This is a genomic window from Pontibacter sp. FD36 (genome assembly GCF_015686655.1).
In the GTDB taxonomy this organism is placed as follows: domain Bacteria; phylum Bacteroidota; class Bacteroidia; order Cytophagales; family Hymenobacteraceae; genus Pontibacter.
On sequence record NZ_JADPMP010000015.1, the window covers coordinates 13,877 to 40,867 of the forward strand.

The 26,991-nt window shown below is 46.8% G+C and carries 22 protein-coding genes; 10 read left to right on the top strand and 12 right to left on the bottom strand.

Going from position 1 to position 26,991, the window contains the following annotated elements; genetic code table 11:
• The first annotated feature begins 370 nt into the window (after window positions 1-370).
• Complete coding sequence (locus I0P70_RS19575; RefSeq protein WP_196120833.1) at window positions 371-1,273, top strand: DUF4365 domain-containing protein; 903 nt, start codon at window positions 371-373, stop codon at window positions 1,271-1,273.
• A gap of 50 nt (window positions 1,274-1,323) precedes the next feature.
• On the opposite strand, the gene I0P70_RS19580 is transcribed toward I0P70_RS19575, so the two are convergent.
• From I0P70_RS19580 to I0P70_RS19600, 5 genes are all read right to left on the bottom strand, one after another.
• A complete protein-coding gene (locus tag I0P70_RS19580) occupies window positions 1,324-1,926 on the bottom strand; it encodes an IS982 family transposase (protein WP_196120834.1) in 603 nt (200 codons plus the stop codon).
• Window positions 1,927-2,088: 162 nt separating this feature from the next.
• Window positions 2,089-4,458: a DEAD/DEAH box helicase family protein gene (locus tag I0P70_RS19585; RefSeq protein ID WP_196120835.1), complete on the bottom strand. Its 2,370-nt coding sequence runs from the start codon at window positions 4,456-4,458 to the stop codon at window positions 2,089-2,091.
• Window positions 4,442-6,403 (bottom strand): site-specific DNA-methyltransferase, encoded by a 1,962-nt coding sequence (locus I0P70_RS19590; RefSeq protein ID WP_196120836.1) that lies wholly within the window; start codon window positions 6,401-6,403, stop codon window positions 4,442-4,444. The genes I0P70_RS19585 and I0P70_RS19590 overlap by 17 nt, the downstream gene beginning before the upstream one ends.
• A 461-nt stretch (window positions 6,404-6,864) precedes the next feature.
• The gene (locus tag I0P70_RS19595; RefSeq protein ID WP_196120837.1) at window positions 6,865-7,836 is read right to left on the bottom strand and encodes a nucleotidyl transferase AbiEii/AbiGii toxin family protein; all 972 of its coding nucleotides are present in this window, start codon (window positions 7,834-7,836) and stop codon (window positions 6,865-6,867) included.
• Entirely contained in the window at window positions 7,833-8,558 is a 726-nt protein-coding gene (locus I0P70_RS19600; protein ID WP_196120838.1) for a DUF6088 family protein, read from the bottom strand. The genes I0P70_RS19595 and I0P70_RS19600 overlap by 4 nt, the downstream gene beginning before the upstream one ends.
• A gap of 248 nt (window positions 8,559-8,806) precedes the next feature.
• On the opposite strand from I0P70_RS19600, the gene I0P70_RS19605 reads away from it, so the two are divergent.
• Window positions 8,807-9,475 (top strand): helix-turn-helix domain-containing protein, encoded by a 669-nt coding sequence (locus tag I0P70_RS19605; RefSeq protein ID WP_196120839.1) that lies wholly within the window; start codon window positions 8,807-8,809, stop codon window positions 9,473-9,475.
• Window positions 9,476-10,437: 962 nt separating this feature from the next.
• On the opposite strand, the gene I0P70_RS19610 is transcribed toward I0P70_RS19605, so the two are convergent.
• The gene (locus I0P70_RS19610; protein WP_196120840.1) at window positions 10,438-14,841 is read right to left on the bottom strand and encodes a T9SS type A sorting domain-containing protein; all 4,404 of its coding nucleotides are present in this window, start codon (window positions 14,839-14,841) and stop codon (window positions 10,438-10,440) included.
• 773 nt (window positions 14,842-15,614) lie between these two features.
• Window positions 15,615-15,995: a hypothetical protein gene (locus tag I0P70_RS19615; protein ID WP_230392310.1), complete on the bottom strand. Its 381-nt coding sequence runs from the start codon at window positions 15,993-15,995 to the stop codon at window positions 15,615-15,617.
• Window positions 15,996-16,997: 1,002 nt separating this feature from the next.
• On the opposite strand from I0P70_RS19615, the gene I0P70_RS19620 reads away from it, so the two are divergent.
• From I0P70_RS19620 to I0P70_RS19635, 4 genes are all read left to right on the top strand, one after another.
• Complete coding sequence (locus I0P70_RS19620; protein ID WP_196120842.1) at window positions 16,998-17,453, top strand: LexA family transcriptional regulator; 456 nt, start codon at window positions 16,998-17,000, stop codon at window positions 17,451-17,453.
• Window positions 17,450-18,718, top strand: a complete 1,269-nt coding sequence (locus tag I0P70_RS19625; protein ID WP_196120843.1) for a Y-family DNA polymerase — start codon at window positions 17,450-17,452, stop codon at window positions 18,716-18,718. Before I0P70_RS19620 ends, I0P70_RS19625 begins: the two co-directional genes overlap by 4 nt.
• 77 nt (window positions 18,719-18,795) lie before the next feature.
• Entirely contained in the window at window positions 18,796-19,125 is a 330-nt protein-coding gene (locus I0P70_RS19630) for a hypothetical protein (protein ID WP_230392312.1), read from the top strand.
• A gap of 47 nt (window positions 19,126-19,172) precedes the next feature.
• Window positions 19,173-19,535, top strand: coding sequence for a hypothetical protein (locus tag I0P70_RS19635; protein WP_196120845.1), 363 nt, complete (start codon window positions 19,173-19,175; stop codon window positions 19,533-19,535).
• A 109-nt stretch (window positions 19,536-19,644) separates the two neighbouring features.
• Here I0P70_RS19635 and I0P70_RS19640 read toward each other — a convergent pair whose 3' ends face one another.
• From I0P70_RS19640 to I0P70_RS19650, 3 genes are all read right to left on the bottom strand, one after another.
• Window positions 19,645-20,088 carry a beta-barrel fold lipoprotein gene (locus I0P70_RS19640; RefSeq protein WP_196120846.1) on the bottom strand — a complete coding sequence of 148 codons (444 nt, stop codon included), beginning with the start codon at window positions 20,086-20,088 and terminating at the stop codon, window positions 19,645-19,647.
• Between the two features lie 135 nt (window positions 20,089-20,223).
• Window positions 20,224-21,318, bottom strand: coding sequence for a DUF3991 domain-containing protein (locus I0P70_RS19645; RefSeq protein WP_196120847.1), 1,095 nt, complete (start codon window positions 21,316-21,318; stop codon window positions 20,224-20,226).
• A 7-nt stretch (window positions 21,319-21,325) separates the two neighbouring features.
• Window positions 21,326-21,958 carry a DUF4099 domain-containing protein gene (locus tag I0P70_RS19650; protein WP_196120848.1) on the bottom strand — a complete coding sequence of 211 codons (633 nt, stop codon included), beginning with the start codon at window positions 21,956-21,958 and terminating at the stop codon, window positions 21,326-21,328.
• Window positions 21,959-22,211: 253 nt separating this feature from the next.
• On the opposite strand from I0P70_RS19650, the gene I0P70_RS19655 reads away from it, so the two are divergent.
• Together I0P70_RS19655 and I0P70_RS19660 are read left to right on the top strand one after the other, a co-directional pair.
• Window positions 22,212-22,766 carry a hypothetical protein gene (locus I0P70_RS19655; RefSeq protein ID WP_196120849.1) on the top strand — a complete coding sequence of 185 codons (555 nt, stop codon included), beginning with the start codon at window positions 22,212-22,214 and terminating at the stop codon, window positions 22,764-22,766.
• A 392-nt stretch (window positions 22,767-23,158) separates the two neighbouring features.
• On the top strand, window positions 23,159-23,392 hold the full coding sequence (locus tag I0P70_RS19660; RefSeq protein ID WP_230392313.1) for a hypothetical protein: 234 nt from the start codon (window positions 23,159-23,161) through the stop codon (window positions 23,390-23,392).
• A gap of 24 nt (window positions 23,393-23,416) precedes the next feature.
• Here the strand turns inward: I0P70_RS19660 and I0P70_RS19665 are convergent, their stop codons facing one another.
• The gene (locus I0P70_RS19665; protein ID WP_196120851.1) at window positions 23,417-24,292 is read right to left on the bottom strand and encodes an alpha/beta fold hydrolase; all 876 of its coding nucleotides are present in this window, start codon (window positions 24,290-24,292) and stop codon (window positions 23,417-23,419) included.
• Window positions 24,293-24,536: 244 nt separating this feature from the next.
• On the opposite strand from I0P70_RS19665, the gene I0P70_RS19670 reads away from it, so the two are divergent.
• Entirely contained in the window at window positions 24,537-25,271 is a 735-nt protein-coding gene (locus I0P70_RS19670) for a flavodoxin family protein (protein WP_196120852.1), read from the top strand.
• A gap of 60 nt (window positions 25,272-25,331) precedes the next feature.
• Window positions 25,332-26,342, top strand: coding sequence for an L-histidine N(alpha)-methyltransferase (egtD, locus tag I0P70_RS19675; RefSeq protein ID WP_196120853.1), 1,011 nt, complete (start codon window positions 25,332-25,334; stop codon window positions 26,340-26,342).
• Between the two features lie 134 nt (window positions 26,343-26,476).
• On the opposite strand, the gene I0P70_RS19680 is transcribed toward egtD, so the two are convergent.
• Entirely contained in the window at window positions 26,477-26,953 is a 477-nt protein-coding gene (locus tag I0P70_RS19680; RefSeq protein ID WP_196120854.1) for a vitamin K epoxide reductase family protein, read from the bottom strand.
• Window positions 26,954-26,991: the final 38 nt, after the last annotated feature.

A 26,991-nucleotide genomic window follows, 5' to 3' on the forward strand; every position in this document is an offset into this window, starting at 1 on the left:
ACAACACTCAGAAATAGTAGCTGCCGTCTGTCCAGGCTATCTTTGAATACGTCCACACCCAGAATAAAGGCATAGCATTTTATTTGTAGGGGCTATTCCATATCTTTTGACTGAATTACGCAAGCGACGGATCGACATCTTTATAATGGGCCTTCATGTATCGAAAATTTATATGCCCCTGCCAGCGGTTTAAAAAGAGCAACCAGTTTGACTAGGCTGTTAGGACCATGGTCGCCTGGTTGTTGGGTCGTGCACTGGCTGCTCCAAGGTATAAAAGCAATACTCCTATACCTGGTAATAGGGTGCTGGGTGGATTGGAAAAATTATATAGAGCTAAGCTAAAGGTTAGCAGTAAACAATAATGAATTAGATGAAATTACCAAAGCGAATTGAGCAGCATATTAGTGAAACTGCCTCTTATAAAATTTTCAGTAGCAAGATTCCAGATAATTGGATAATTAGAGATATTACAGAAAGAGACTACGGAATTGACTGTTATATCGAACTTGTAAATAAAGATAATGATATTACAGGCAACCTGATTTCAATACAGCTAAAAGCAAAGCAAGGTATAAAATGGACTCAATCTATGCCAGTTAGGTGGACACTTTCTGGTGTAGATATCGGCACAACGAATTATTGGTATAATTTTTCAGTTCCTGTTTTTATATGCCTAGTTGATTTAGTCACTTCTGAAGTATTCTTTCAAAGTGTTAGTCAATATATAAAGAACAACTACTTTGAGTATAGCAAACAAGCTTCATTTAGTTATAAATTTGATAAAAATAATTTATTAGGTGGACACAATGGACTCCTCAACTTTTTACAACAATACTTTAGGGACAAAAGAAGAAGTGAGTTTGAGCAGAATGTAATAACGTATTTTGCACACTATAGCCAATATAAGGATTTTATTCTAGATAACACGAATAGGGATATCTTTTTAGGGGTAGAGACTTCGAGAGTACTTTTTGCTAAACACTTTTACAACAACTTAAGATTTTTATCTGATTATTTAGGGATTAACTGGGACTTATCATCATTTAATTCTTATGAAAAAATTAGCCAAAGCCGTTTTGGTGATGATTATGACCTTTATGAGCAACAACTAGATGAAATCTTGAATAGATTAGAGAAAAAGCTGATTCCTATACTAATTAAATTAAAAGAGCTAATCACAAAGGTAGAATCTGAATATTGGATGTTGTATGAAATGAAACTTTACAATTTTGTGTCAAATGCAGATGAAAATGGTGAGTTTGCAGACTGGTAATAAACTTATATGTGAAGGTTCAACAGATTCTATACATTTTCGCATTTTATTTAATCTAAATAACTCAAGTTGCGATTTATAAGCACTTGTCTATCGTGTATGCGAACAGGAACAAGACTATTTTTAGGAGGAAGCCTTGGGGAGGCGTTTTCGATGCCGCTGAAGGCTGTTTCAACACTTTTCCTCATCGTCTGCTTGACGAAGGCCAAGGCCGGGCTATCTTTGCGGTGGCTGTTACTCTTGCCCTGCGGGAGCAGGGCCACCTGCTCACACTCCAAGTACAGGTCCTCCAACTCATAGTTGGTGTAGGCGCTGTCGGCGTAGAGGCTGCTTCCCTCGGGCAAGTCCACGCTCATGGCCTCAAAGGCTTTGGCGTCGTGCACGCTCCCGGCCACAATGAAATATTCCACCGGCAGGCCATCAGCAGTGGTGATGACTTCTACTTTAAAGCCGTAGAAGTACTCCCGCTTAGAGGCGTTGTAGCCTCTGTAGGCCTTGTTTTTCAACAACCTGCACCTGTTGATGCGAATGTTTCTGCATACTGCCACAGGGAAACTGTCAATGACGTACTCACTCCAGGTGCTGAGCTCCTTGAGGCTTTGGCCCAGGGCCAGAAAGATGGAAGCGACCGTCTGGCTCAAGCGATGGAGCATGCGGTTAAAAGGACCGATACGTGAGCAGAACCACGGCTGGGATAGAAAGCTCAGCAAATACAATCCAAAACGTAGGCCTGCCAAAATTAGAAATATCTAACTTTAGGCAGGCCTACAAGTGCAGCGGATCTATGGGACCACTACATTTAAAGCCTGGAGCTATTATAGCTTAGCTAAGTAACTTATTAGCAATTCTGGCGCTTGAAACGATTTTGCTTTAACTGTGTCTCCATCTTTCCAGACTAGGGTACACCCATCTTTTCCTACCTGTTTAGGCCGATTATCACTTCCCATTGTATAATTACCCTCTATAACTAATGCTACCCGGATGCGTTGAGGCATATCATACACATTGGCCAAACCATGAATTTTAGTTTGCACGGCGTCATTGAGCAGATGCTTACCTTTGGGATCGATGGCCCATAAACTCTTCTTTCCCCACAGCAAAAAGTCTGGGTAAAAATCAGTAGTACCTTCGCCTAACACTGGAATTGGAATGCCATAACCTGTGCGAGAGGGATTGCGGCACCACTGATTACTACATTTATCTAATGCCTCGGCAACTTCCGCTTCAAAAGGGTTAAGGCCGTTATACTCTGCGTGGAGTGCGTTTTTATACTTCCGCACAGCATATCGCTCTTTTTTTACAGGATCGTCAGTACGCAGATTGGGCGACGACATGATAAACGGCCCCACTTTATATATACTGTCGGGCTCGTATTCTAGCCTAAATTCGTTATTCAGCTGCTGCTGTATACTTGGCAATGCGTCGTTTAGTACCCGCATAGCTTCTGAGCCATATTGCATTCGTTGACGCATTTTTGGCTTGGTTTTTAGGTCATGAGAGAATCGCGTGTTTCCTTTCTTTACTACTCGGGAATCAATGGCGCCCAAGCGGTCAAACAAATACTTCCAAACAGCCACATCGGCGTTTTCATCCCGATGTTCCACCTTTTCTAAACTGCCATCTTCCTGACTTCGGCGAACATCAATCACTTTAGTTTTAACCTTGCCTGGTGCTTTCAAAGCTGCTTCGCTAAAATCAGTTACAGCATCAAGTAGTATGTTATCCAGTATCTCCAGGTCTTCACCAAAGGTTTCTGCCACCATAGGTATCTCTATGGCTTTTTTCACAGGAACAGATTGTGACGTGCCAGGACGAGATGAATCGCCGCTGATAACTACAATTTCATAGCCTTCGTTCTGCAGGTCGCTTTGAGTAGCCTGTACCAGATCTGAAAACTCCTTATCCGGAACGTTAAAATAAAAGTATGCCGAGTTCAGGTCACCATCCTCAAATGGCGTTGCGTTTGGTTGACGCAAGAAACGTCCGATTTTCTGTGAAATATCGGTGGTTGATTTGCCTGTGCCATCCAAGTATGCAACGTACGCCCAAGGCTCATCCCAGCCTTCTCGCAAAGACAAATTCCAGATGATGTGCGTATAACCATCAGCTCGTAGTTGTTCGGGCGTCTTTCCCGCCGTTTTTGTATCTTGCAGTAAGGCCCAGTTTGCAATTGGGCCAGCTGCGGCTACGTTTGCGTTCACGCTTGCTAAATGCACGGCTATCCTCTCAGATGCGATTCCTAGCTTTTCGGTAAGCACGGCCCAAACCTCTAAACCGGCTAATGTTGAGTTGACAACGCCGCACCATATTGGACCTTCATCACCAGAAACTTTCCGTCGGAGATCTAGCCATTTTTCATTGGAATCACTTACAGCCTGCTCACGAGTAGTGTTGCAGTCCACCAGGTACAAACGGGTTTTAAGGAGTCCTGCTTCCACCACCTCAGCAGTCGGCACGACCACAGTTTGCCGCTCCAGGTTTTCAGACTTTTCTTCACTAGTGTTACCCGGGATCATATCTGACAATTCTTGGGGCAGAGGGGAGGCTGATGCTAATATGAAAGCGTAAGGATTCAGCTCTGCAAGACGTGAAAACTGCGCCTTTGTTGTTCCATGAGCCTCATCATAAACCACATACAGCGGACGGGCGCGTCCTTCCGGGCCATTGCCAGCCAACATTTGCCAATAGCTGGTTCCATTCCTGTCCTTGTGCAAATTTAATGTTTCTTTGCCCTTGTCTTCACGGTTGAACAAGGCAACTGTTCCAAGCAAAATGGTCAGGCCGCTTTGCGCAGTAAGCAAGTTGGTCCAATCTGTGCCAGCCAAATCGCCCAAAGCATGTATTTCAGTACCTTCTGGCAATAGTGGATCATAAGAGCCTCCTGCACTTAGTTTGGCAACGGTCTGAGAAATAACAGCGCCTCTGTTTGTAGTCCATAAGATGATCGCATCGCCTAAAGTGGCGGCCATTGTCGCCAGCATTGGAGTTTTACCACTTCCTGTTATAGCCTTGAGACGGCAAATGAAAGGGTAGGGCTCTCCAGTTTCAGGATTGAAACGTCTCTTAAACGGAGGGTTAGGGTACGTTTGAAGCATTTGCACCAGCTGGTCAGTGGCGCGCAGTTGAAACGGCTTTAAATTTTCTCGGGTGAGTTGCATTCTCTCTAGGTTAATCTTCATCTTCATCTTCCAACAAGTTCAGGCGCGACAGCAGCGAATCTGGTATTTGTTGAAATCGATAAAGCTCATCATTTATAGGTGAGGTATTGGCTACAGCGTAAATATAGACGGGCTTTGTAACGCCTGCCGCGTCAGCTTCCTGCATGATTTTGGAGCGAATGCTGCGCGTCAACGGCATCATCTTCCCCTTTTCCTTTTCTTCCCATACCAATGCAATGCCGAAACCCATACGGGTTTTGCCGATCAGGTACTCGTAACCACCCATTCTACAATCTTGACGGTTTGAATCATCCTCTACCACCTGTAAGATGATGTCGGCCATGTTTTCGCGGTCGTAGGCCATAATCGTTTTCCGACTGACGCTTTTGCGTGCTTCATAGAAGGTAAATCCACCAGGCAGGGCAGGATGTTCTTTGCCGTCTGCCCAGTTCCCAGAAAGCACGCGTCGAATACGTTCGGCCGTAAGCCTATCGGTATACTGGTCGCGCGGGACCTTCTTATTTGTGGGATCACCGTTCTCAACTAGAATAAAACGCCGCTGCCCTCCGTCCTCGGCATTCATCATTAAAACAGCTTGGCCAGTTGTACCACTACCGCCATAAGGATCAAAGATCTTTGCCTGAGGATCACGCCAAGTGACTAAATTGAATAACTCAGCCAGCATTTCTGGATCTTTGGGATTGTCAAAGAAGTCTGCCATACCAAGTTGCTGCAAAGCCTCGACTGCTCGTTGTCCTACTCGCTGAATAACGCTTGTTTGCACTTCCATTTCTGCCTCATGCAAATATTTTTTGAGGCGCGGAATACCCTTATGAGTGGCTTTAAAAGCTATCTTACCTTGATCAATTAGTTTCTGCATATCCTCTGGGTGCGGATATCGCCAACCACCAGCAGGGATTTTGCAAGGTTTTCCAGTGAGGGGGTGTAATACTTCGTAACGAGGACCTCCTCCTCCAGGCCAACTTAAGTCCCCATCATCATTAAATACACCATCTACATCTACTTTTCGGAAACGATTTTTTCGAGCTGGATGGTCTTTTGGCAACTCATTAAAAAAGTTGTTCAAAGCTTCTTGAATCTTAGCAACATCACCTTTATGCTGTAGTTTGGCTTCTGCATATGCAGTAAGAATTTCATCGGCACCGTCTTTTCGTTTCCGCCATTTACCTTTGAAATTCTTCCACCCAGGCAGCTTCGCCATTTGTTTCATTTTATCATCCAAGGCTGACTTATCTTTAGCCCATATCAACATATACTCATGGCCTTCAGATATGTAGCTTGTATCATTTTTGCGCGAACGCTCCCATATAAGTGTAGCTAAACGGTTCTTTTCCTGAAACATCTCTTCCATCAGCATCCAAAGGCGTGGTAATTCATGCTCATCTATACTTACAATCATTACCCCGGTATCCTTGAGCAGCTTTCGAGCCGCGTATAGGCGCGGAGCCATGTGATTAATCCACTTTGTGTGCCGCGATGGATCATCAAGCGAGACCCCTTTTTCGACCCGCCCAACTGAATCCTTTAGTTTTGCTACCTCAGCTGCTGAAAAACGGTAGTTGTCATTGTAAACAAAAGTGTCCTTGCCAGTATTATAAGGAGGATCGACATAAATAACATCGAAACCAGTATTGGGGCCTCCACGGAACTCACTGAGTAAAGATCGCATCACTGCCAAGTTGTCGCCGTCAATAATGCGATGATCACCACCTTCACCAACAGGATAACTTTTATCAGCCAAGGGCTTGATGTTAACTGGGCGCACAATTTCAGAAAGGAACCGGTTACGTCCGCGCCACATGAGGGCCGCATCATTGGAACCTGTTTCAGAAATATGTGAGAAGGTTTCGCGCATTCTCTTTTCTTCCTGCAGCTCTTCGACCATTTGAATCAGCTGCTCTTTATCGAGAGTTTGCAGTATAGGAAGGGTGTTTGAAATATCTATTTTCATAAAAAGTAATATCAGCCAGCCTATGACATGACAGTCATCAAAACTACTTTAAAAAGACAAGTTTTGCTAAAAATATTAGTTCTATTTATTTGATAGTATACTTCCTTTCTGAATGTAGGAAACTATCTTTAGCCTTAACCAAATAGGTTTTTCTACCTTCCAAGCTTCCTTTTTAAGTCATAGAATAAGTTCAGAGCTTTCACCAAAGTAGAAGTCTTCGTTCTTGAAAACACTTTAGTCGTTTGAGAGCTTTCAGGCTAGTGCTATAGCAACGGTACTGTGGCATTATACTAGAGTAGAGATGTTGTCACAAGATGACTAGCTTTTGCTATTAATAATAAGGAGTGTAGAAGGATAAATGAGCAATGCTACTATTCCTCTGGGTATGTTTATTATAGTCTTATTTGGTTCGACTATTATCGTCGTCAAGTTTTACTTGTAGTGATATCTCTACATGTGCATTAGACATTACTCCTTTGCTCTCTGATGCGTGCGGAGATCATTTCTAAAATAGTAACCACCTCTTCCGCGTCAGGCAGCGTGCCATATACCAGAGAGCGAAACTCTTGTTGGTAAGCCGTAGCCAGAGAGCCCCAAGTTCCTCTCACATCTGCAAACAGCAGGCACGCGTCCAATGGCTGCAGAGCCCAGTCCCCCTGAAACTCGCTGTTGCGAGCATCATCGGCCTGTACAGCTTGGATCATCTCGAAGAAGCCCGCGCTGTGCAGAAAGGCGGTCACTGCAGGTGCTTTTAGCATGGCGTGCAGGTCATATACATGGCGAATCTTGCTACCTAATTCATCTACCGGGTTTTCGGCATAGGAGGCACGCACCAGGGCCAGCACTTTCTCTGTGAAGGTGCGCTCCAAGCTCACCACATTTACCTCAAAAGGCTCTAGCTTGTACTGGCGGATCATATCCAGCAAGCCACGTTGAGCCATAAACTGGCTGATGTAGGTCTTGATCGGCATCAGCTGGTGTGGGTTAGGACTGGCAAAGGCGTTGATCTCCACCAGAATCTTGTCGGTTGCCTGGCCATAGTCTCCCTGCACGGAGGCACCGTAGTCGTGCAGCGTTTTGCGGAAGCGGGAGCCTTTACTTGTCCGGTGCGGGTCATCTGCCTCCACCATGTCCTTTGTGATCTCTTTTGAGATTTTACGGATCAGCTGCATGACCTGGTTGTTAGTCATGCCCTCGTCGGCGTTGATGGCCAGGTCGATGTCCTCTGAAAAGCGCTCAATTAGGTTGTAGGCCTTGGATAGGGAGGTGCCGCCCTTGAAGATAGCCTGCTCCACGTAGGGGGAGTGAGCCAGGCGGTAAAGCACCAGCGTCACCCAGTAGTCTTTCTCCACATACACATCCCTGATCTGCAGGGCCTCTGCCGTGGCCGTAATGGCATCCCGAAACACCTCCGGGTTTTGGTGCAGGTTCATATAATATTCCAGTCCTTTCTGTTAGGCAGCATACTCTTGCTAATGCCCAATTTGTATTTTGTTAGCGGATTCAATGACTGCTTTAGCCTGTCTGTCTCCTCTGTAAAGCCCAGACGCTCCAGCAGGGCTCCCAGCAGGGCACGGGTAGCGGGGTTATAGTCCAGCGCCAGCTCCATAAGCCGATCCATGTCGCGTTCGGCTAGCTCTTTGATATATTTTAGCAGAATGAGGATCGTCTTCTCGCTGTTGCGGTCTGGAATCTTCTTGTAACCGCGCAAAGCGTCCAGGACCTGAAGCTTGTCAATGTCAGACTCCTTAAAGTTGGTGGGGCTTTGAACATAACGAACTTTGGTTTTCCCTACATTCGCCACCCGGCGCTGCTTATTGGTCATCAGCGTCACCTCCTGGGGAACCTGCGTGGTCAGACCCAGCTGGTTGTAAAGCCCCAAACCGCTCTCGTACCCTTTGACTTTGCCTTTGGAGGTGCTCAGGCTCTTGATGATCTCTTTTTCGGATGGTCTCACTTTCCCGAAAACAGTTTCCTTTGGCTTATAGTAGCGGCCTTTTGCCAGTCGGTTGACCACCCCTTGCTTGGCCAGGCGGCTAAGCGCTGCTGCCAGGGCCTCCAGTTGGCTGTCTTTGACCTGAAAATCAGCATAAGTCAACAGCTGCCCGGGCTGGGCCTGTTCAATTCTTTCCCGGACTTGCTGCATGATGCTCATGTTCTGCTTCCTCTATAGCGTATAACCATTCTTCAAAGATAAGATGTTATGCTATATTATGTCAAGTTTTATAACGAAAAAACTTGACAAGCTTACAGACAAGTATAGTTTACTTTATCCAAGATGAGTAGTGTGTTCAAATAGATAGAAGAGGTTGATGTATGAACTGAAATTAATTAAGACTTATAGGACACTTCCTTTTAAGGCTTAACCAAACACTATAATTTGCCACCTTAATAGAGAGATTTATGGATAATAACCTAAATGAAATCATACGGGAACTGAGGGTAAAGAAAGGATATAGTCAAAGACAAATGGCTGATAAGCTATATATTACCCCATCAGCCTATAGTAAAGTAGAACGAGAAAGAACATTGCTAACACTTCAGCGCTTGGGGGACATCGCAGCCATTTTTAGCCTTACGCCAATTGAATTGATGACGTATAAAACGATTAAACCTATGGAAGATAGAAACATAGAACTTGAGCAACTTCAGACGAAAATTACGGAGTCTGAGCGTATTGTGCAGGAGAAGCACAAAGAAATAGAGTTGTACAGGGAGAATATAATGAGCCTGATTTATAACACTTACCAAAAAGTAAGCTCAAAGTATGAGGAACCGGTACCGTTCGAAAATTTGTCAGAGTTAGAGTGGCCCTATCTGGAAATGCTTGGCATTGAGACAGAGCAGGAGTACAAGGATGCAGGGACTCTTGTGAGCTATATCAGACCTGAAAACGAGCTCAAAGCATTTGACGAACTTATTGATGACATGCACATCTACCTATTATTTGAGCGTGGCTTGGTAGAAGATACTTGGTTCCTTGGAATGTGGAACAAATATAAAAAAGCAGGAAGATCCAAATTCCAAGTGGGGGGAAACCGAGTTTCTCGTATAGAACAGCCTCCGTTTTAAGGCAAATTACAAACAATTTAACATTAGAATGAGTACTTGTACTATGATTTCGCTATAGGGGTGATTAAATAAAGGCTTAGTGCTTTACTTAAAGCTCCCTTGTTACAGCTGCCCAATTCAAAGTTCAACAACCGTCTTTCTTTAAAATCATTACATGCTCCTTAACGCCACAGAGGGGGAGAGGGTGGAGTTAGCTTTGGAGCGGTTGGTAAAATCTTTGTGTACTGCCAGAAGTTTACAGGCTTAAGACTTTAACCACCCTTACTATTAAATATGCATATCATCGACTGTATCATAATAAACTACTACTTTATGTGATACAGTTGGAAGAATGTGTTGCATTGATAATGCCCCCAGAAACGTAGCAGGAAGTAGAAACACTTTTTTGATACAGTTGCCCCTGTGCTACTAGCGGCTCTCGTCCGTGTAGGGCTGCCAGTTAACGCTTAACACCTTCTCCTCGGGCAGCAGGTAGCCGTAGTCATAGCACAATGATGTATGCTTTTTCTGGTGCGGTAGACTTATGTAAGGTAACAGAAGTTTAAACTTGCCAGCCATAAGTACTGACGGGGAAGGGAACATGCTTGCGAACTGAGCTGCTTTAAGATATTACCAAATTTTGAGAGAAGTAATTCACCCTGGCACAGGCTCATCAGTAATTATCTATAGCAGATTGGTTTCTGTTTGATTTTCGGCTGAATACTGTTTGATATGCGCGTGGTAAGCTAGCGAGTAGTTTCCTTTGTTCCAGCACAGAGAATTGAATCACAGTGTTAATATGCCTGTAGAATTCTTTACCAAGGGGGAAAATCAGAGCAAAGCATCTTGGGATTTGCCACCCTAGCTGGAGCGTTACTTTTTATAAACCACTACCACTTCCTCGCACTTATTCCTAAGTAATGCTACTCTGGAAGAAGCGCGAAGAGGAGGTAGTAAGTATTGCCTCTTTCCCTTTTAATGGGTTAGTATTTCATGATTTTAAGGTTCTTGTCGAGCCCGTCCCCTCTGAAGTGGAGAAGGTAGACCCCTCCGTTGAGGCTTGGAACGGAAAGCTCCAGTTCGTTTAACCCCCTATGCAACTGCAGCTCTTTTGTAAGGATTGTCTGCCCCCGAAGCGAGACCAGCCTGACAGTTGCCTTCCCTTCCGCTTCAGCCTGGTAGGCAATACTAAGCACGGAGGTAAATGGATTCGGATAAACCTGCAGGCGCAGGTGGTCAGCGATGGTTTCTCTGTTTATGGCTACAACGCGGCTATACTCGTGCTTGCCGTCAAAGTCCTCCTGCCGGAGACGGTAGTAGGCAACTCCCGCAAGTGCGGACTTGTCGGTGAAGCTATAGTGCTGTGCGATGACGGTGGTGCCTTTGCCTGCCACCTCTCCGATTGGGACGAATGCTTTCGCATCTTGGCTGCGCTCGACAAGAAACTGCTTGTTGTCTTTTTCCGAAGCCGTTTTCCACTCTAGGACCACCATCCCCTGCTTCGCCTTCGCTCTAAAGTATACCAGCTCCACCGGCAGGGGGGTGATCAGGGGAGGCTCTCCATAAACCGTTAAGGTAAGTGGTGTATCTGAGGTATTGTTGAAGCCGTCTGTCGTCCTGATGGTGAGAGAGTAAGTGCCGGCAAGCGGAGTAAATCCGGTTCTTATCTCAATATTGCCGTTGGACAGCAACTGCACCCACTCAGGGAGACCGCCGTTCACCACTGCCGCTGCCCTGATGCCGCCGTCGGGGTCGGTTGCTGTCGCCAGCAGATCGCCACTCTTATACTGAGCGGCGTAGCGGGGCGGATGGATCAAGTAGTGTGCCGGGCAGTTGACGGTAATCTGCACAGTACTGGAAGAGGTGGTGCTTTGTCCGCCGCAAGCGGTGTTGATCGTCCACCGGAGCGTATGCACTCCGGAAGGCAAACCGGTCACGGTAGCTTTCGGGTCATTGAGGCTTGAGAAACTTGCGCCTGCCGGAACCCCGCCTTCCATGGACCAGGTACCTGTACCCGGGGAGGCGTAATTGGCCTCGAGGGTAAAAGCGCCGCAGACTTCGCGGGCTCCCCCGGCAAAGGCCTGTACGGCAGCCGTGGAGGGTGTGGCGGTAACTGTGGTCGTCATGCGGACGTTGGTGGCACAGCCACCGGTCACCTCCACGTAAAAGGACCGGCTTGTGGTCACCCCGCCTGGGTATACTGTCGTTCTGGAAACCACGTTGCCTGTTCCAGGGAAGGATGCGCCAATGGTCGTACCTGTATTATCCCGGATGGTATAGGTGTAGGCGCTGTTGTACTCGGTTGCCACGCTGATGGTCACCTGCTCCCCGGCGCAGGGAGTGGGCTTGTCGAGGGTGACAGCCTGGGCAAGCGAAGGGCCCTCTGTGACAGTAACCGTAGCCGTCCGGATGCTCTCAGAGGCACAGCCGGCTGTGGGCGTGATGCGCACGCCAAAAGTTGTGGTGCCGTAAAGGGTATAGTTGGTGGCCAGCGTGACGGAAGCGGGAGCAGTCGCCCCTACCACCACTGGTGAGCCAATGAAAGCTTTGGTGTCAAAGTTGATCAACTGGTACGTGGTGTTGGCCACCGGGCTGTTCAGCGAAAGGTTGGTGGTAACCGCAGCACAACCTGTGGGAGTGCTGGCCACCAAAGCAGTCGGTTGCGGCGGGGCTGCCAAAACCGTCACCGCTTTGTTGCCGCCGATGCCTGTGGTTGCGCAATCACTTCCTACATCCACAGCCCTTACCGAGAGAGAGCTGGTGCTGGCTGCTAAAGGCCCTGAGGTCAGGGTGATGGCGCTGCCCGTTCCAGCAACGGAAGCACCGGTCGGGGTGCCGTTATTGGTCAATCTATAGGAAACCCCTCGCTCTGATCCGGACAGTGTCACGGTTACGGTCCCGTTGTAGCAGACCGAGGTGGCACTTAAAGTCGTCATATAGGTATTGGATGGCGGTCTGCATTGCACAGTGGTAGTGACCGGCCCGCTGGAGCAGTTGGAAGCGTTGCTCTTGAAAGTGGCGGAAAGCACCGCCCCTGTATAGATTTCCAACGAACTGATACCCGCCACTTCCCAGGTGCCAGTCGAGGTGGTGGCCACGGTAGCAAAGGGGGTGCCGGCAACGGAGAGCGTAACCTCATACTTGGTGTCGGCGGTACTGGCCGGTGCCCTGCCTCGTATGGTGACGAGTTGCTCTCCAGGCAAAGGCTCTGCTACCGGGTTGATGGTAAACGTGGCGCCCGACGGGAGGGCAGGGGCTGCGGAAGAGAACACCGTGTTGGAGAAAATGCTGGTGGCCTTGCCGGCCGTCTTGGCCCGGGCGGTGATGGGCACTCCGGCCGCAATGCCGCTCCCATTGTTCAACGAAGAGACGTCTATTGTCCAGGCACCGGTGGAGGCCACCACACTGGTCAGGTTGGTAGTGGTACCATTGGTGAAGAGCGTGACCACGCTGCCGGGCTCAGCGGACGTGCCGGAAACGGACTTTACAAAACCGCAGGTGGGAATCGGGTTGATGACAGGGGCAGCCGTCGTTTCCCGTATCACCGCCAGGTTGGAAGCAGCGGACATGTTCACGCCGCAGGCTGAGGAAGCTTCTACCCTGACAAAGAGAATGTCTCCGGGAGCAAGTGCCAAACCGGTTGTATTGACTGTCCAGTTGGTGGAAGTAACGCTTGCCCGGAAAGCGGTCTGGGATCCATTCTTTGCGACGATGACGCTCATGCCTGCCACATAGGAGGACAAGGTGCCGGAGAGGGACGTAATACCGGCAGGTAATTCAGAAAGGGTGGCATAGGTGAGGCCGGTACTGCCCGTAGCGCTGGTAATCGTGGCGGAGTGATTGTTCACAGGAGCGGTGCCCCCGTTTTGGAAGCACATCTGATTGGACCGAAAGGACTCGCAGCCGGTGGCAGCTCCGTTGGCGTCCACCGGGGTGGTGGTCACTACATAGTTGCCGGCCTTGGAGAGGGCCATCGTCCCTGTGACATTCTCCATGCTGGTCACGGCGGTCGGCAAGGCGGCAGGAGCCGTTGTGGCGGTGAACACATAGGATCCCTGTAGCGCGAAGGCATAGACGCCATTGTTCACGGTAACCGTATACAACGAGATGCGCTGCCTTCCCACATACTGGGTCGTTCCTACCGCGTACTTGGTGCTGGAATTTGTCTGCCCGGTAAGTGTGGGCGCGGGGATAGCGGTGCAGGCGGCAGGGGCCGTGACGGTTACCTCTGCTGATGCCGGGGAGCTGTTTTTAATGGTGGGGCTCACAATAGCGGTGATTTTATCACCTGTCAAAAGTAAGGAGGAGGCCAGACCAGTAACCGACCAACTGCCGTTGGCAGTGACGGAGGCGGTGCCTATACTGGTTGTAGCACCTGCCCGGGTACGGTACACCGTGATCGTGGAACCTGCCGCCTCTGTGGATCTGCCTATGATACTGGTACTGCCGGCCAGGATAGGACCTGTGACGACAGGTGGGGTCGCCACTATTTTGGCAAACTCCCCGCTCCGGAGCTGATTGAGGCTGGTAGGTGGAAAAGAGTTGATGATATCCTGCCATGCCCTTTGCTTGCTCAGTTCATAAGCTGAAAAGTTGACACCCCCCACGTCCGCTACGGTACCGCTAATGCCACTCTGGGCACTTGTCACCGTAATACCCGACAAACGCAAAGGAGTGTCTGCCGTGAGCACAGCAGGACCCGTGGTCGGGAACGCCGAGAGCGGCACATAGAAGTCGTAGAAATAATCCGCGTTGCCACCGGCAGTAGACGCTGCCACAGCCTTTTGAGAGAACTGGTCTGCTGAACCTGACCAGACTTTGGTTCCCCCACTGGCCTTGCCCCGGTGGTCGTAGATGCTCACATCGAAGTTAGCGGCCAGGACCACCTCGTACTCAAAGCCTGGATTAGGGGTAGTAGACAGACTGCCTCCTTCTACCAAGTCTCCGAACTGGTTGTTGGCGTCCATGAGCACACTGTAGCCCTTCGATGCCGTGGATGCCCCACCTAGCCTGACCCGGAACAGGAGGTGGGAGCCGTTGAAATAGGCTGCGATGGGGGAGCCTGTGGAACCTGCGTAATTAGGCGGAGCCAAATCCGTATGGCCGCCCATGGCCCCGGTATTGATATCGCCCAGCGGTTCTGTGGTAAGGGCCGGGAAAGGTCGGTAGGGAACCTCGCTGAACCCGGCGCCTTCGTCCCGAGTGCCTGTGAAGCCCGCTGGCGTTCGGGCTACGGATACATAGCCATCGCCATTTGGATCCAGCACGCGGGCTCCGCCAGCGGTGGCAGGCTTGTAAATCAGGCCGGGGGTTTGTGCGAGCGCCTTATTAGAGCAACACAGCAGAAATAGAATAGTAAAGAGGTGGCAGTAGTATACTTTATTCATTCATATAGATCTTCAGGCAAATTCACTTTCTAGATAGGACAAGTTTTATAAAGAAAGTTCACATCAGATAGGATTATTTAATAGAGTTGAATAGGTACCTAGCTGATTCATTAATTGACAGGGGCTAATTCATTAAGGTTAAGTCGGCATAGGCAGGATTGGTTTTGCGTTTTGTGCTGAAAATATATTGTACTGTTTTATCCGCTGTAAAGTTAAAGGGGAGAAGATTATCATAATATGATATGTATCATTCAACTAATTCCGTGTTGCGTTTTTCCTGCATTAACGAACAATTAAATCAGCTGTTACTTCGATCCAGAGCCTTGCCTTCTTGTATGGTAGCGAGTATAAGAACAAAAAAGCGTGCATTGTAGCTAGTGTATCCCTTGCGGTAGCTACACGCTTCTATAGTGCAGATAAAGTACTTCGCTATGCGTTGCGAACAAGTGGACCTATACTAAGCTATATTAGGGTTTATATGGTGGGCTGCCTTGTATTGGGGTTCTTCATACCTGAACTACGGCGAAATTACCAGACGCAACGTAGCAAATTATACTTTAATACAGTAATTGCGCGGCAGCAATTACGGAAACTAGTGCTAAAAAATGGTGATGATCATCACCAGAAATTGGTATTTGAAAGTATTCTGATGATTAGGTTTAGACTGCCTGTATGAGGCCATTAACACTATGGTTGGCTTCATTGCAAGCAGACACTAGGCTAGTGGTAAAAGTATCTTAGCCATTGTTTACCAGCCAATCATAAGCGGCTTGTTATTCAGAAAATAATGCTAAGGCGTAGGTGTCATACTTAGCGCTTATATGCATTTCTTCGATGATCATTTTCTGAAACAGATTACCTGCTACCACACATGCCAGCTTTTGCAGCTGGGTCTTGGGCAGCAGCGTTTTGATGTAAAATCTACTCCACTCTTGATCTTCCTCAGAGATCAGCCCTGCAAAAGTGTTGTTGAACAGCATCAGCTCGATGTGCTGTTTGGTGAGCAAATTAAGGAAAGCCATAATAGCGACCCGGTATTCTAAAGAAGAGGGATTCTTTTTCCAGCACAGACGCGCCAATTTTTTCTTCTCTAAGTGCTCCAAGAGTACATAAGGGGTATCTACTATAAGCTTGGAGCCAACATATGCAGACATAGTACCTAGTAAAGGTGAACTCTAAAGTGACAAACACTTGATGACAAAGCTACACTTTGTAGCAGTACTTTATCCTACATTTATTTCTGGCAGAAAATAGTTTTCCATGCAGTGCCCTTATTTGTCAAAGGGCTATTTCTTCTTTCTCTACTACTAGGCTACACCCGTAACCATCTTTTCAGTAAAGCATGTTTTACCCGTTACCATTTGTGTAGAACCGCCTAATAACACGGGTGGCGTTAGCTGTGGGACAGCAACAAGGGCAGTTGTCCCACAGCTAATTCCTATTTCCGAACTAACTTCCTGCTGGAAGTTAGTTCGATTTGTGTACCAACGGTAACTGCCTCCGGCCGGTGCACCCGTAGCATGCAATGTTATAGGCCCTGCGCCGGCACGGGCACCCCCTGTAGTGAGAGGTGCAGCAGGATTTACTATTGTTGCTGTTACTGTGATTCTTGTGCTCTCAGAATTTCAATTAATAATTGCTACATAGTAAGTGGTAGTGGCAGTAAGGTTTGGGGTAACATAGCCAGCCCCTGTAGCATTAGTGATAGGTGTGCCACCAGTAGCACTTTTAGAACTTGGTTCTAGCTGTTGAATGGTCATATTTTCGGCTGAAGGAAAACAAAGTGATAAATTGACCTAGAAGCAGAAGAATTGGAACTGTTAGAGTGATTAGCTAAGGCAAATTACTCTAACAAGCACTTTTCAGCAGATAAGTAAAGTAGTTTATCAGTAAAGAGGATTTAGGAACATAAAATGCTGCTCCATTATTTAACATAAGGTAAATTATAAGACTATCTATATATAACTATCATCCATTATAAAGCAATCCTTAATTATGGTAATATATTGGTTGACAGTCCTATACAATAGGAACACTTGAAGATTGAGAAATAATAAGGCGTTATAAATACTAAATATTTTAGCTTTTATATTTTATAAAGTTAATAAATTTCTCTAAAGTTGCGTAATAGCTAATATTTTTAGCACACATGCAACATGAATACAGAGATATTATTACCCTCGGAAACAGTAAGCTTTGTTCTGCTAGGTCGTGACACGGAAACAAAGTGCCCGCTCTTCGCGGCACGTGTCCCGGCGGGTTTCCCCAGTCCGGCAGAAGAGCACATTGAGGACAGAATCAGTTTATCATCTTATCTAAACGGGCACCCAGACGCTACTTTTTACGTGCGGCTAGAGGGGGACTCTATGATAGACTACAACCTGCTGGAGGGTGACTTGCTCGTTGTAGACCGTTCACTGCACGTGCGCAGCGGCGACATCGTGCTGGCCAACGTGAATAGCGAGTACACGGTAAAGAAGCTGGAGATAACCGAAACTGGGGTTAGGCTTCTGCCCGGTAACAACAAGTATAAACCTATAGAAATCACGGAGGATTTGGAGTTTTTGGTCTGGGGCGTAGTGCGGGGTGTAGCCAGGAGGATACGTCAATGACTAGTTTGTTTGCCCTTGTAGACTGCAATAACTTTTACTGCTCTGTGATGCGCGTCTTTCACCCTGAGCTAAACAATGTGCCCGTGGTAGTGCTTTCTAACAACGACGGCTCGATCATCGCAAGAAGCAATGAGTCCAAAGCACTGGGCCTGCAGATGGGGCAGCCCTTTTTCGAAGCCAAGTCAACTATAGACAAATATAATGTAGCCTACTTTAGCTCTAACTATACGCTTATAGGTGACATGTCTGCCAGGGTGCACAGTACCTTGGCCCGCTTCACTCCCAATATGGAGATTTACTCCATTGACGAGGCATTTTTGGACCTGGGTGGCTTTAAAGGAATAGATATACAGGATTATGCACGCACCATCCGGAACACCGTCAGAAAGTGGACAGGCATACCCGTCAGCATAGGTGCCGCGCCCACAAAAACCTTGGCGAAGCTCGCGAACCGAATCGCCAAAAAGTCTGAGAAGGCCAACGGTGTGCTGGTGCTGACGGAAGCTAAGCATTTGGAGGCGGCACTAAAAAGAACCGACGTCGGTGACGTATGGGGCATTGGCTCCCGCTATGCCACAAAACTCCACAGCTTCGGCATAAACAGTGCCTGGCAGCTAGCTAATGTCACGGATGCTTTTGCTAAAAAACATTTAACGGTGGTGGGGCTGCGACTGGTGAAAGAGTTGCGCGGGGAGCCATGTGCTGACTTAGAGATCGAGCCTCCAGCAAAAAAAGGGATCTGCTCCTCTCGCTCATTCGGGCAACCAGTAACCACGCTCAACGACCTAAAGGAAGCTGTGGCTGTCTACGCCTCCCGGTGCGCCTACAAGCTACGGCAGCAAAAAAGCGCCTGTCGCGTGGTAACCGTGTTCATTCACACTAATCCATTTCGGGAACGGGAGCCGCAATATTACAACACCAAAACCATCAACCTGCCCGTTTCTACCTCCTCCACTATAGATTTAGTTCAGTACGCTACCATGGCACTGGAACACATCTACAGGGACGGGTTTGCCTACAAGAAAGCCGGCGTGTACATCACAGAGATTGGACCAGCAGACGGTGCACAGATGAATATCTTTGACAGGGTGGATCGGAGTAAGCATGCAAACCTCATGCTCACGTTGGATCAACTTAACAAGTCTATGGGCAAGGGCACTGTGAAGGTCGCTGCTGAGGGGGTGAGCCATATTTGGGAGCCTAAAGCTGAATGCTCTCCACCATGCTATACTACAAGAATAGAAGATGTCCTGAAAGTGCGATAACGCTCCAGCAAAGGATAGCTATCTTGTATATCAAATTAGATGTGCTAAATTCGGTAATGGTTAAATTTGAAAAGTACATGAGATTTAAAGAGGCAATAAAATTTATACAAGGGAATAAAGACAAAGCAGCAGTTGCAGTGAATAAAGAACAGATGGAAATTTTCATTCTTGATGTCTTTGTAGATGATCTTGAGTCTGATACTAGTGTTGAGGATATCCCTGTGTCTGTTTCTTACGAGCAAGATTTAGGGCCCGGTGCTGGTTCAGAAGACTTCTATGAAATCTCAGAATGCCTAGAGGAGCATCCTCATGTAGAAGCCTTAAAATTCTTTGTCGTTGACAAAGAGCTTGCCGACAGTATCCGAGGGCATGAGTTTTGGTATCAGCTTGAGGCGCTGGGGCTTTAGTAGTAACTTAAAGAGGGTGGATCTAACTAACAAAGGAAGGAAACTATATGATCAAGATGAAACATCCGGTAGAGGAGTGTAATATCAGTCAGGAAAGATTTCTGGCCACCTGTCCCATCGAGAAGCGCCGCTTTCACGAGCTGATGTTTACGGTGGGTAACATTTCTTATCGTTACCATCACGAGGCCAAGGACTACTCTCCTAATATGATTGATTATCAGGAATGGCTTGAGGGTCTGCCCGATAAGGTGCGCAAGGGAATGGAAGAACAAGGTTTCGAGAATTGTAAAAGCATACTATCATTCACACGCTATGTAATGGAGAAAAACGATGTGGGAATGGAGGAGTATATTCGCCTTCATATGGACCCGCAGGACTACGAAGAGTATCTAAAAATAGTGAAAGGATAGGTATAAATAAGTTTAAGATGCCTTCCTTATTTGATGTTGCGCTGAAGTTCGCTTCATGGGCAACACCTTCCATCTGCTAAAGCATTGAAGGGATGCCTCAAATCCTACCTCATTCATTGGCCTTATAATTCAGGTACTCATTTTTCTCCCCTGACGCTTCATTGTAATTAAAGGTCTTCTCATCAATCTGCTTGCCGTTCTTGTAAATAACAAAGCGCATCTGCATGGAAGCAGGACCTTCCTCTACGGCACTAAACTCATTGGCAGCATGAATGGTAAGTTCCCTTACATTATCCGCTTCAAAAGAATAGGACGTCTCTGAAAGGTTCCCGTCAAATAACACGGGCGGCATAGCTTCGCCAGTACCCCTCACTTTGAAATCGCCACCTCCAATAGTAATAATCTTAATGAATTTCTCATAATCCCCAGACTGGCTGTAATCGACCCGATAGGTAGCAGTATCAGGCAGAACCGGGCCCTCGCCTTCGTCATCACAACCAGCAAAAAATAGAACTGTACATAACAGAAGGGAGAAGATAGATAGCTTTTTCATAGCCTAAAAATTAAATGGTTTATAGTTAGGTGAAAAATATTTTCTACAGAGACGTAATTAACCGGAACAGCCAGGCGAGACACAGAAACTGCATTTCACCTCCTAAAGTCTTTGGCTGCTATACTAGATTCCAGATCATAACTTCACTTTCATAGGGATACGATTCTCCTGGTCGTTTTTGGGATGTATGATGTCGTTATAGTCTTTATGGCCAAGGGGCTTATGCACCTGAAGTCCGGAACGAATACCGGAGTTCTTCTCAAAGGCAAAAAGGCTCAGCTTGTCTACAGGAATATCAAATTTCTTTTCATCCAAGCTGAAGGTAATACTGTCGGCATTCTTTGTAAAGGTGTAGGGCTTACCAACTATCGCCGTGGCCAGATAGATATCATAGATCTTTCCTTGGTAATCGTTATCGAAAATGGTATGCTTTTGAGCATGCGGCCACGCCTTCAGGGAAAGCTCCACCTGCATCCTCGACATTCCCCCGCCAAACGAGACGAACACTGAGTTGCTGAAGTCCCGCTTGTCCTTCTCCAGCTGATAGAAGCTCATGGCATCTATAGGGTTCTCCGCAAAGTAGACATGGCGTGTAAGAACCGGATTCTGCGCAAAGTCGGCTACCCAGACACCGTGCTTGCGGTCGCTGCCCGCTGCCACGCCCTTAAAGCCATAATTTCGAAGGTCGTAGCCTATCGTTTCGCCGCTAGCTGGCCTTTGCAGTGGGAAGGCGATATTGGTGTAGGCGTTATCCTTCTCCGCGTCCCGCACCAGCCTGATGTAAGGCAGGAACAGCTGCACCGTCTCGCCAGAGAGACCTCGTTCCTTGATTAGGTAATGCAGCTTAAAAACAGAGGCCTCCGATTCGGCAAACCTGCTTTTGTCAAAAGGCTTTGCTTCCGTAACATTGTAGATTGGAGCTTTGGGTTGAGAGGCATAGGCATACCTAGAAAGCACCCTATTGATACCATCGATCTCATTGCGAAAGCTTCCCTGGAAGCGGTGCAGCCGGTTGGCCACAAAATCTATCACAGACCCCTTGTCGTTGCTTCCATCCCGGTTGAAGTACATCTGCCGGGAGCTGTCGCCTGGGTTGTTGATAATGATTCTGTCTCCGTCAGGGTGCTTGAACTCAGGGCTCTTTCTGCCCTTCAAGGGGTCAAACACATAGCCTAGCGATTCGGCGACCTGAATAATCGACACCTGCTCTCTGTATTCCTGAAAGGTCATAGGCAAGTTAACGTTTGATAGACACAACAGGGGTTTCCTTCACTGCCAAGGTGTGGCTTTCTTTTAGGGAGACCTGCCCCTCCACTATCTTTAGTCCTTTAGGATCATTCAGATCCAAGCGGGCCGATATCAGCTGATCCTTTGCTTTGGAATAAAGCTCCAGAGTACCTCCTTGCCGCAGGTGCTCTTTCTGATCAGTACTCAACACGATATCCCTGATAGCACTAGGCACCTGTATATCCCGTACCCTCACCCTTAGAATCTCGTTGGTCTCCTTATCCAGCTGGAAAACATACAGCTCTTTCTCCCCATTAAGCGATTTATATGGCTTTACCAGTAACTCCCCGTTTTGCAGTTTTTCCAACTCTTGCTTACTGGCACCAATCTCGTTCTGTATCTCCCTCCGTATGGGGTGGATCAGCAGTGATAGGGTGTTGTCTGGATTCATCTTCAGGCTCAGTTTAGCGTCCACAGTAAGAGGTTCCAGACTGGCGTCCTTGATAGTAAAGGTATTCAGGCTCGTGCGCCTGCCCGTCAGCAGGCTGACCAAATCGTCAGACTTCATGGAGAGCACGTCTTTCTTGTTCATCCCCAAACGCTCGAATTGACCATAAGGCAGGTCTTTTATATCGAAGTTCATATTTTAATCAAATCATAGATACGATTGATTAAATCTACGTTAAAAAAAATAATAAGTATATAAAATCAGTTAATTTCAAATATTTTTATACATATATTGTATTAGATAACCATAATTATACATAATATAATTACCTGAAAATTAAGTGGCATTCCCACGTCTCTCAATTAGCTGTATAGATATATTAAATATTGTATATCTTAGATAATGTAAAGGTGATTATCTATTACGTCAAGGGAGAAACCATAGCTTTTTGATTAATAATGACAGGGATATAAGCTGGAAAAGGTTGCTGAGAGACAACAGTAAAGAGAGAGGCTATGTTAAAGCGCTTCTTGATGCTGTAGAAGCACCCACATTAACCTCTGATCTGAACCTTATCATAGAGAACTATAAAAATGATGACTGGAAAAAATATTTTATAAAATTCCCAAGCATCATAAAAGCCTGTGGAAGCAGAAGGCTTATCCGCTGGAATAATGAGCATGATATTCTTTTGCTTAAATCTACTACTAGTGGTTACCACAAAGAGTACTATTCCTTTGCTTTATACTTAAGACTTAAGAAAGAACAGCAGGAACCCACATATCAAAGCCAGAGGTCAGTTGATTATGCCAAATGTATCTCCACATTAAACGATCACAAACTTTCCTTATCATATGCACCGAATAAGCAAGTATACATCATAAAAGAGGCGAATGCTGATCAACATGACTTCGATTCAGAGGATTCACTTTTAGATTATTTAAAAGCCAATAACTACCTAGTCAATCAAACTGAGCAAGTTTCTACTTTACAGGAAGCTTAAACATTCATTTCATGTCAAAAAAAGGCTATATATCACGCTACCTGCTAATACTTAAGAAGCTGGAGGCAAAACTATATGTAGCCTTAATGAGCTACAGCAGTACATCGAGAAGCAGTTGAATTACCTGCAAATGCAGGACGATACGCTACAAATCGGTTTCTCAAAACGTACTCTACAATTCGAGATCCCTGAGATTCGAAATATCTTTGGTATTGAAATAGAATATTCGCCTACGGAGAAGGGCTACTTTATCAGACAAACTGAAATGGGAAACATGAATTTCCGGTGCATGATTGAAGCCTTTGATTTATTCATTTCATTGAATGCAGCACAGGACATATCACCTTACATTCAGTTGGAAAATCGTAAGTCACAAGGAGTTGAGAACATGTATGGATAAGCCGCATCCGGACACTTACCAGTATGCACTAGACAAGGCGGGTGCCAAAGCCGGGGAGGCCCTGCTAATTACCGCACACGGCTGGGACATTGCCGAAGCACTGCAAGCCGGTATGCAGGCAGCTTTTATCAAACGGGAAGGACAGGTGCTTTACCCGCTTGCGCCAGATCCACAATTAAATGAGAAAACGCTGCTTCCGATTGCTGATAAATTAAGCGCCTTGTAAAACAGCTACTTTAACTTATAACTGTCAACTTCTCGCCAGTTGCACGACCAGCTGCGCAATCTCCTCCGGTTTTTCTTCCTGCAGAAAATGCTTGGATGACAGCTTGTGCACAGAAGGTAACTTAGCAGCATTTTTAATCTCCTCTCCGAAGCGCTCATAGTCCAAAGCCGGATCATCTGCCCCCCAAATAGCCTGAATCGGATAAGATACATTTTCAACTGCTTGGTAGCAGAGCCTTTTGAATTCCTCCGACTTCTGAAAATTTCGCATGATCTTCAGAAAGGCCTTCCCGCTATCATCGCGTTTTAGCAGGTCCACATAGGCGTATACCTCCTCCTTAGGCAGATTATCAGCATGGTTTACACCCAACTGCGAGAACAGCAAGTACCAAGTCATGTGTGTGATTGTCAGGAGCTCTGCTTCTCCCAGCAACGGTTTTCCAAAGGGTCGCATGGGCAGTGGCTTCTTAAACTTGTCCACCTCTATCCAAGTGTTCAGGATAGTCAGGGAAAGGACTTTCTCTTTGTTCTCAGCCGCCATGGCAAAACCGATCGGCCCGCCTATGTCGTGAATGAGCAGATGATATTTCTCGATGCCCATCACGTCGGCTGCCCGGGCACAGAAGCGGGCAAAATTGTGGAAGGTATACTCAAAGTCTTCCGGTCTGTCAGAGAGACCAAGCCCGGGCAGGTCGATGGCCACGCCACGCATGCCTTTAGCCGCCAACGCATGTATTACTTTGCGGTACAGGAAAGATGAGGTAGGCACTCCGTGGATACAGAACACCACCTCCCCTTTTCCCTCATCCAGTACAAAGGTCCTGATTCCATCTACCTGAGTAAATCTTCCGGCAGCCTGATGCTGCTCTATTACCTGTTCAACAGTTCGTTTATCGCTCATAGCTTATTCTGTATGCAGTTTGAATTATTTAATACGGTGCAGTGACCTGAAAAAATGGTACCGCTTTATAAGATGGCCCGGTAATACTGCTCATTTGTCGCATGGCGGACAAATATGAACAAGCTAAAACCGTAGTTTACTTCGTGTAGTATGTGTGTAATCAGCAGCATGCGCATACAATTTCCAAACAAATGCTGAACGCTCGCAATCGTTTCCGCAACTTCTATCATTAATTATATCTTTCATGACACATCAAGACAAAGAATGCCCCACCAGCCAATGGGACTTTAGCAACCTAAAGGCCTTGTTCCTGAACTGCACCCTGAAAAGGTCTCCTGAAAAGTCACATACCAGAACGCTGATAGATGTTGCTGTAGCTGTTATGGAAAAAAATGGGGTTAGCACTGAAGTTGTGCGCCCGGTAGACTACAAGATTGCCCCAGGGGTGTATCCTGATATGAAGGCATACGGTTGGGAGGAAGATCAATGGCCAGAGTTATGGAAAAAAGTGCAGGAGGCGGATATTCTGGTAATTGGCTCTCCAATCTGGTTAGGTGATAAATCCTCAGAGTGCACCAAAGTGATAGAGCGGCTTTACGGGCAGTCGGGCCAGTTAAACGAGCAGGGCCAGTACATTTATTACGGAAAAGTGGCGGGCTGCATCATTACAGGCAACGAAGATGGCATAAAGCATTGCTCCATGAATATTCTGTATTCCATGCAGCATTTGGGTTGCGTAATACCGCCCCAGGCAGATGCCGGCTGGATTGGCGAAGCAGGTCCTGGCCCCTCCTACGGAGATGATGGCATAGGGCTCAACAACGATTTTACCCAGCGCAACACCACCTTTATGGCCTGGAACCTGATGCACCTGGCGCGCATCTTAAAAGAAAATAAGGGAATACCAGTGCACGGCAACCAACGCTCGCTATGGGAAGCGGGGTGCCGCTTCGATCACCCGAACCCGGAATATAGATAACCGGCAAACCCTTACCGATGCTGTAAAATCATATGGCATCACAATTCAAAAGAGTATCATATGGATTTAAAAACAACAACATTGGATCCCCTGATCAACCTGACCCGCAAGGAAAACGGCAATAAGGACCTGGAAAGCTTCGCCCATCATGTGGCGGCTGGTTTAAGTCAGCCACCTAAAAAACTTTCATCCCGTTACTTCTACGACGGGCCTGGCAGTGCGCTCTTCCAGCAGATCATGGAGCTGCCGGAGTATTACCCCACCCGATGCGAGTATGAGGTGCTTACAGATAACAAAGCCGCTATCACTGCCCATCTGGCAAAAAAGGGCTTCTTCCACCTAATAGACCTGGGTGCCGGTGATGCCCTGAAAACAAAGATTCTTTTAAAGGAGCTTCAGGAACGTCAAATCTTGTTTGACTATCTACCGGTAGACATCTCGGAAGACGCTATGCAGCAGTTGAGCAGCAGCCTGGAAAAGGAAATGCCGGAGCTCAACCATCAGGCTATAGTTGGCGATTACGATGATTCGCTGGGTTGGCTCCAGCACAATAAGACTGGCCGAAAAGTTATCCTGTTCCTGGGGTCAAACATCGGCAACTTTGAGCACGAAGAAAGTCTGGACTTCCTTAGTAAGGTAAGGTCGCATCTGGAGCCGGGAGATAGCCTGTTACTGGGTATTGACCTTCGAAAGGACCCGGATAAGATACTAAGTGCTTACAATGATTCCGCAGGAGTAACTGCGGCTTTTAACCTGAACCTGCTGCACCGCATCAACAGGGAGCTTGGGGGCGATTTTGATGTAAATGGCTTTTTCCACTATCCAATTTACAACCCGCAGGAAGGTGTGATGCGAAGTTACCTGGTAAGTAAGCAGGAGCAGAATGTGTTCATTCAGGCAACTGGGAAATCATTTCATTTCAGTGCCTGGGAAGCCATTCATACCGAGAGTTCTTATAAGTATACGCTGCCACAGATCCAGGCTATGGCAGAAGCAAGTGGCTTTATAATGGAGATAGTTTTTCAGGACAATCAAGGCTGCTTTGCGGATGTTATCTTCAAGGCAGTATAGCTCAGGTTACTAAGCAGTTTCTTATCACAAGATGCTAAAAAAAAGACTGGAGTGTTTACTAAAACTAAAGGAGCCGTCCTATTTTACAAACGGCTCCTTTAGAAACATTATACCAGCTATGGTTTCTTTTAAACTCAGGAATAGTTTTCCTTTATCAGGTTATAAGCAGGTTTAAGCGAGGCAAAATTGATAGCGGCACCAGCAACGCAATAAATACATACTTTCTTCTGCACAAAGGCCATCTTATACAAATACTGCGCTGCGCCTACTGCCTGCCCTAGCACAATGCCACCCAAAGCCAGGTCAAGCAGGCGTGAGCGCTTTTTGAAACGGGAACCTGCCATTGCCAGAAACATCGTGGCCGCGTAAGCCCCCAAACTGATCACGCCATCCGGCATACCCAAAATAATTGCATCATTCGACGTGTTCACTTTAACAGTGTCAAACGCTTCTCCGGGTATATCAGGAAGCTTCTTAAAATATCCCATCTGCAGCAGAGAAATAAGGCTGAAGTCAGCCAGTCCTGCCGCAGCTAAGGCGGCTATGTCACGACGGTGCTCTGTACGCTCACTCTTATCAGCACGTACCTTATCAATAGCATTCATTTTCATAGTTTTATATTGTTTATTCAGTTTAATCTACGAGTGTC

Bases quoted from the DNA above. Each gene is read 5' to 3' on its own strand.
- I0P70_RS19665 (WP_196120851.1), bottom strand. From the start codon at position 24,292: ATGAGCGATAAACGAACTGTTGAACAGGTAATAGAGCAGCATCAGGCT.
- I0P70_RS19620 (WP_196120842.1), top strand. From the start codon at position 16,998: ATGAATACAGAGATATTATTACCCTCGGAAACAGTAAGCTTTGTTCTG.
- I0P70_RS19670 (WP_196120852.1), top strand. From the start codon at position 24,537: ATGACACATCAAGACAAAGAATGCCCCACCAGCCAATGGGACTTTAGC.
- I0P70_RS19680 (WP_196120854.1), bottom strand. From the start codon at position 26,953: ATGAAAATGAATGCTATTGATAAGGTACGTGCTGATAAGAGTGAGCGT.
- I0P70_RS19650 (WP_196120848.1), bottom strand. From the start codon at position 21,958: ATGAACTTCGATATAAAAGACCTGCCTTATGGTCAATTCGAGCGTTTG.
- I0P70_RS19635 (WP_196120845.1), top strand. From the start codon at position 19,173: ATGATCAAGATGAAACATCCGGTAGAGGAGTGTAATATCAGTCAGGAA.
- I0P70_RS19595 (WP_196120837.1), bottom strand. From the start codon at position 7,836: ATGAACCTGCACCAAAACCCGGAGGTGTTTCGGGATGCCATTACGGCC.
- egtD (WP_196120853.1), top strand. From the start codon at position 25,332: ATGGATTTAAAAACAACAACATTGGATCCCCTGATCAACCTGACCCGC.
- I0P70_RS19660 (WP_230392313.1), top strand. From the start codon at position 23,159: ATGGATAAGCCGCATCCGGACACTTACCAGTATGCACTAGACAAGGCG.
- I0P70_RS19615 (WP_230392310.1), bottom strand. From the start codon at position 15,995: ATGTCTGCATATGTTGGCTCCAAGCTTATAGTAGATACCCCTTATGTA.
- I0P70_RS19580 (WP_196120834.1), bottom strand. From the start codon at position 1,926: ATGCTCCATCGCTTGAGCCAGACGGTCGCTTCCATCTTTCTGGCCCTG.
- I0P70_RS19645 (WP_196120847.1), bottom strand. From the start codon at position 21,318: ATGACCTTTCAGGAATACAGAGAGCAGGTGTCGATTATTCAGGTCGCC.
- I0P70_RS19575 (WP_196120833.1), top strand. From the start codon at position 371: ATGAAATTACCAAAGCGAATTGAGCAGCATATTAGTGAAACTGCCTCT.
- I0P70_RS19630 (WP_230392312.1), top strand. From the start codon at position 18,796: ATGAGATTTAAAGAGGCAATAAAATTTATACAAGGGAATAAAGACAAA.
- I0P70_RS19600 (WP_196120838.1), bottom strand. From the start codon at position 8,558: ATGAGCATCATGCAGCAAGTCCGGGAAAGAATTGAACAGGCCCAGCCC.
- I0P70_RS19625 (WP_196120843.1), top strand. From the start codon at position 17,450: ATGACTAGTTTGTTTGCCCTTGTAGACTGCAATAACTTTTACTGCTCT.
- I0P70_RS19610 (WP_196120840.1), bottom strand. From the start codon at position 14,841: ATGAATAAAGTATACTACTGCCACCTCTTTACTATTCTATTTCTGCTG.
- I0P70_RS19640 (WP_196120846.1), bottom strand. From the start codon at position 20,088: ATGAAAAAGCTATCTATCTTCTCCCTTCTGTTATGTACAGTTCTATTT.
- I0P70_RS19590 (WP_196120836.1), bottom strand. From the start codon at position 6,403: ATGAAAATAGATATTTCAAACACCCTTCCTATACTGCAAACTCTCGAT.
- I0P70_RS19585 (WP_196120835.1), bottom strand. From the start codon at position 4,458: ATGAAGATGAAGATTAACCTAGAGAGAATGCAACTCACCCGAGAAAAT.
- I0P70_RS19605 (WP_196120839.1), top strand. From the start codon at position 8,807: ATGGATAATAACCTAAATGAAATCATACGGGAACTGAGGGTAAAGAAA.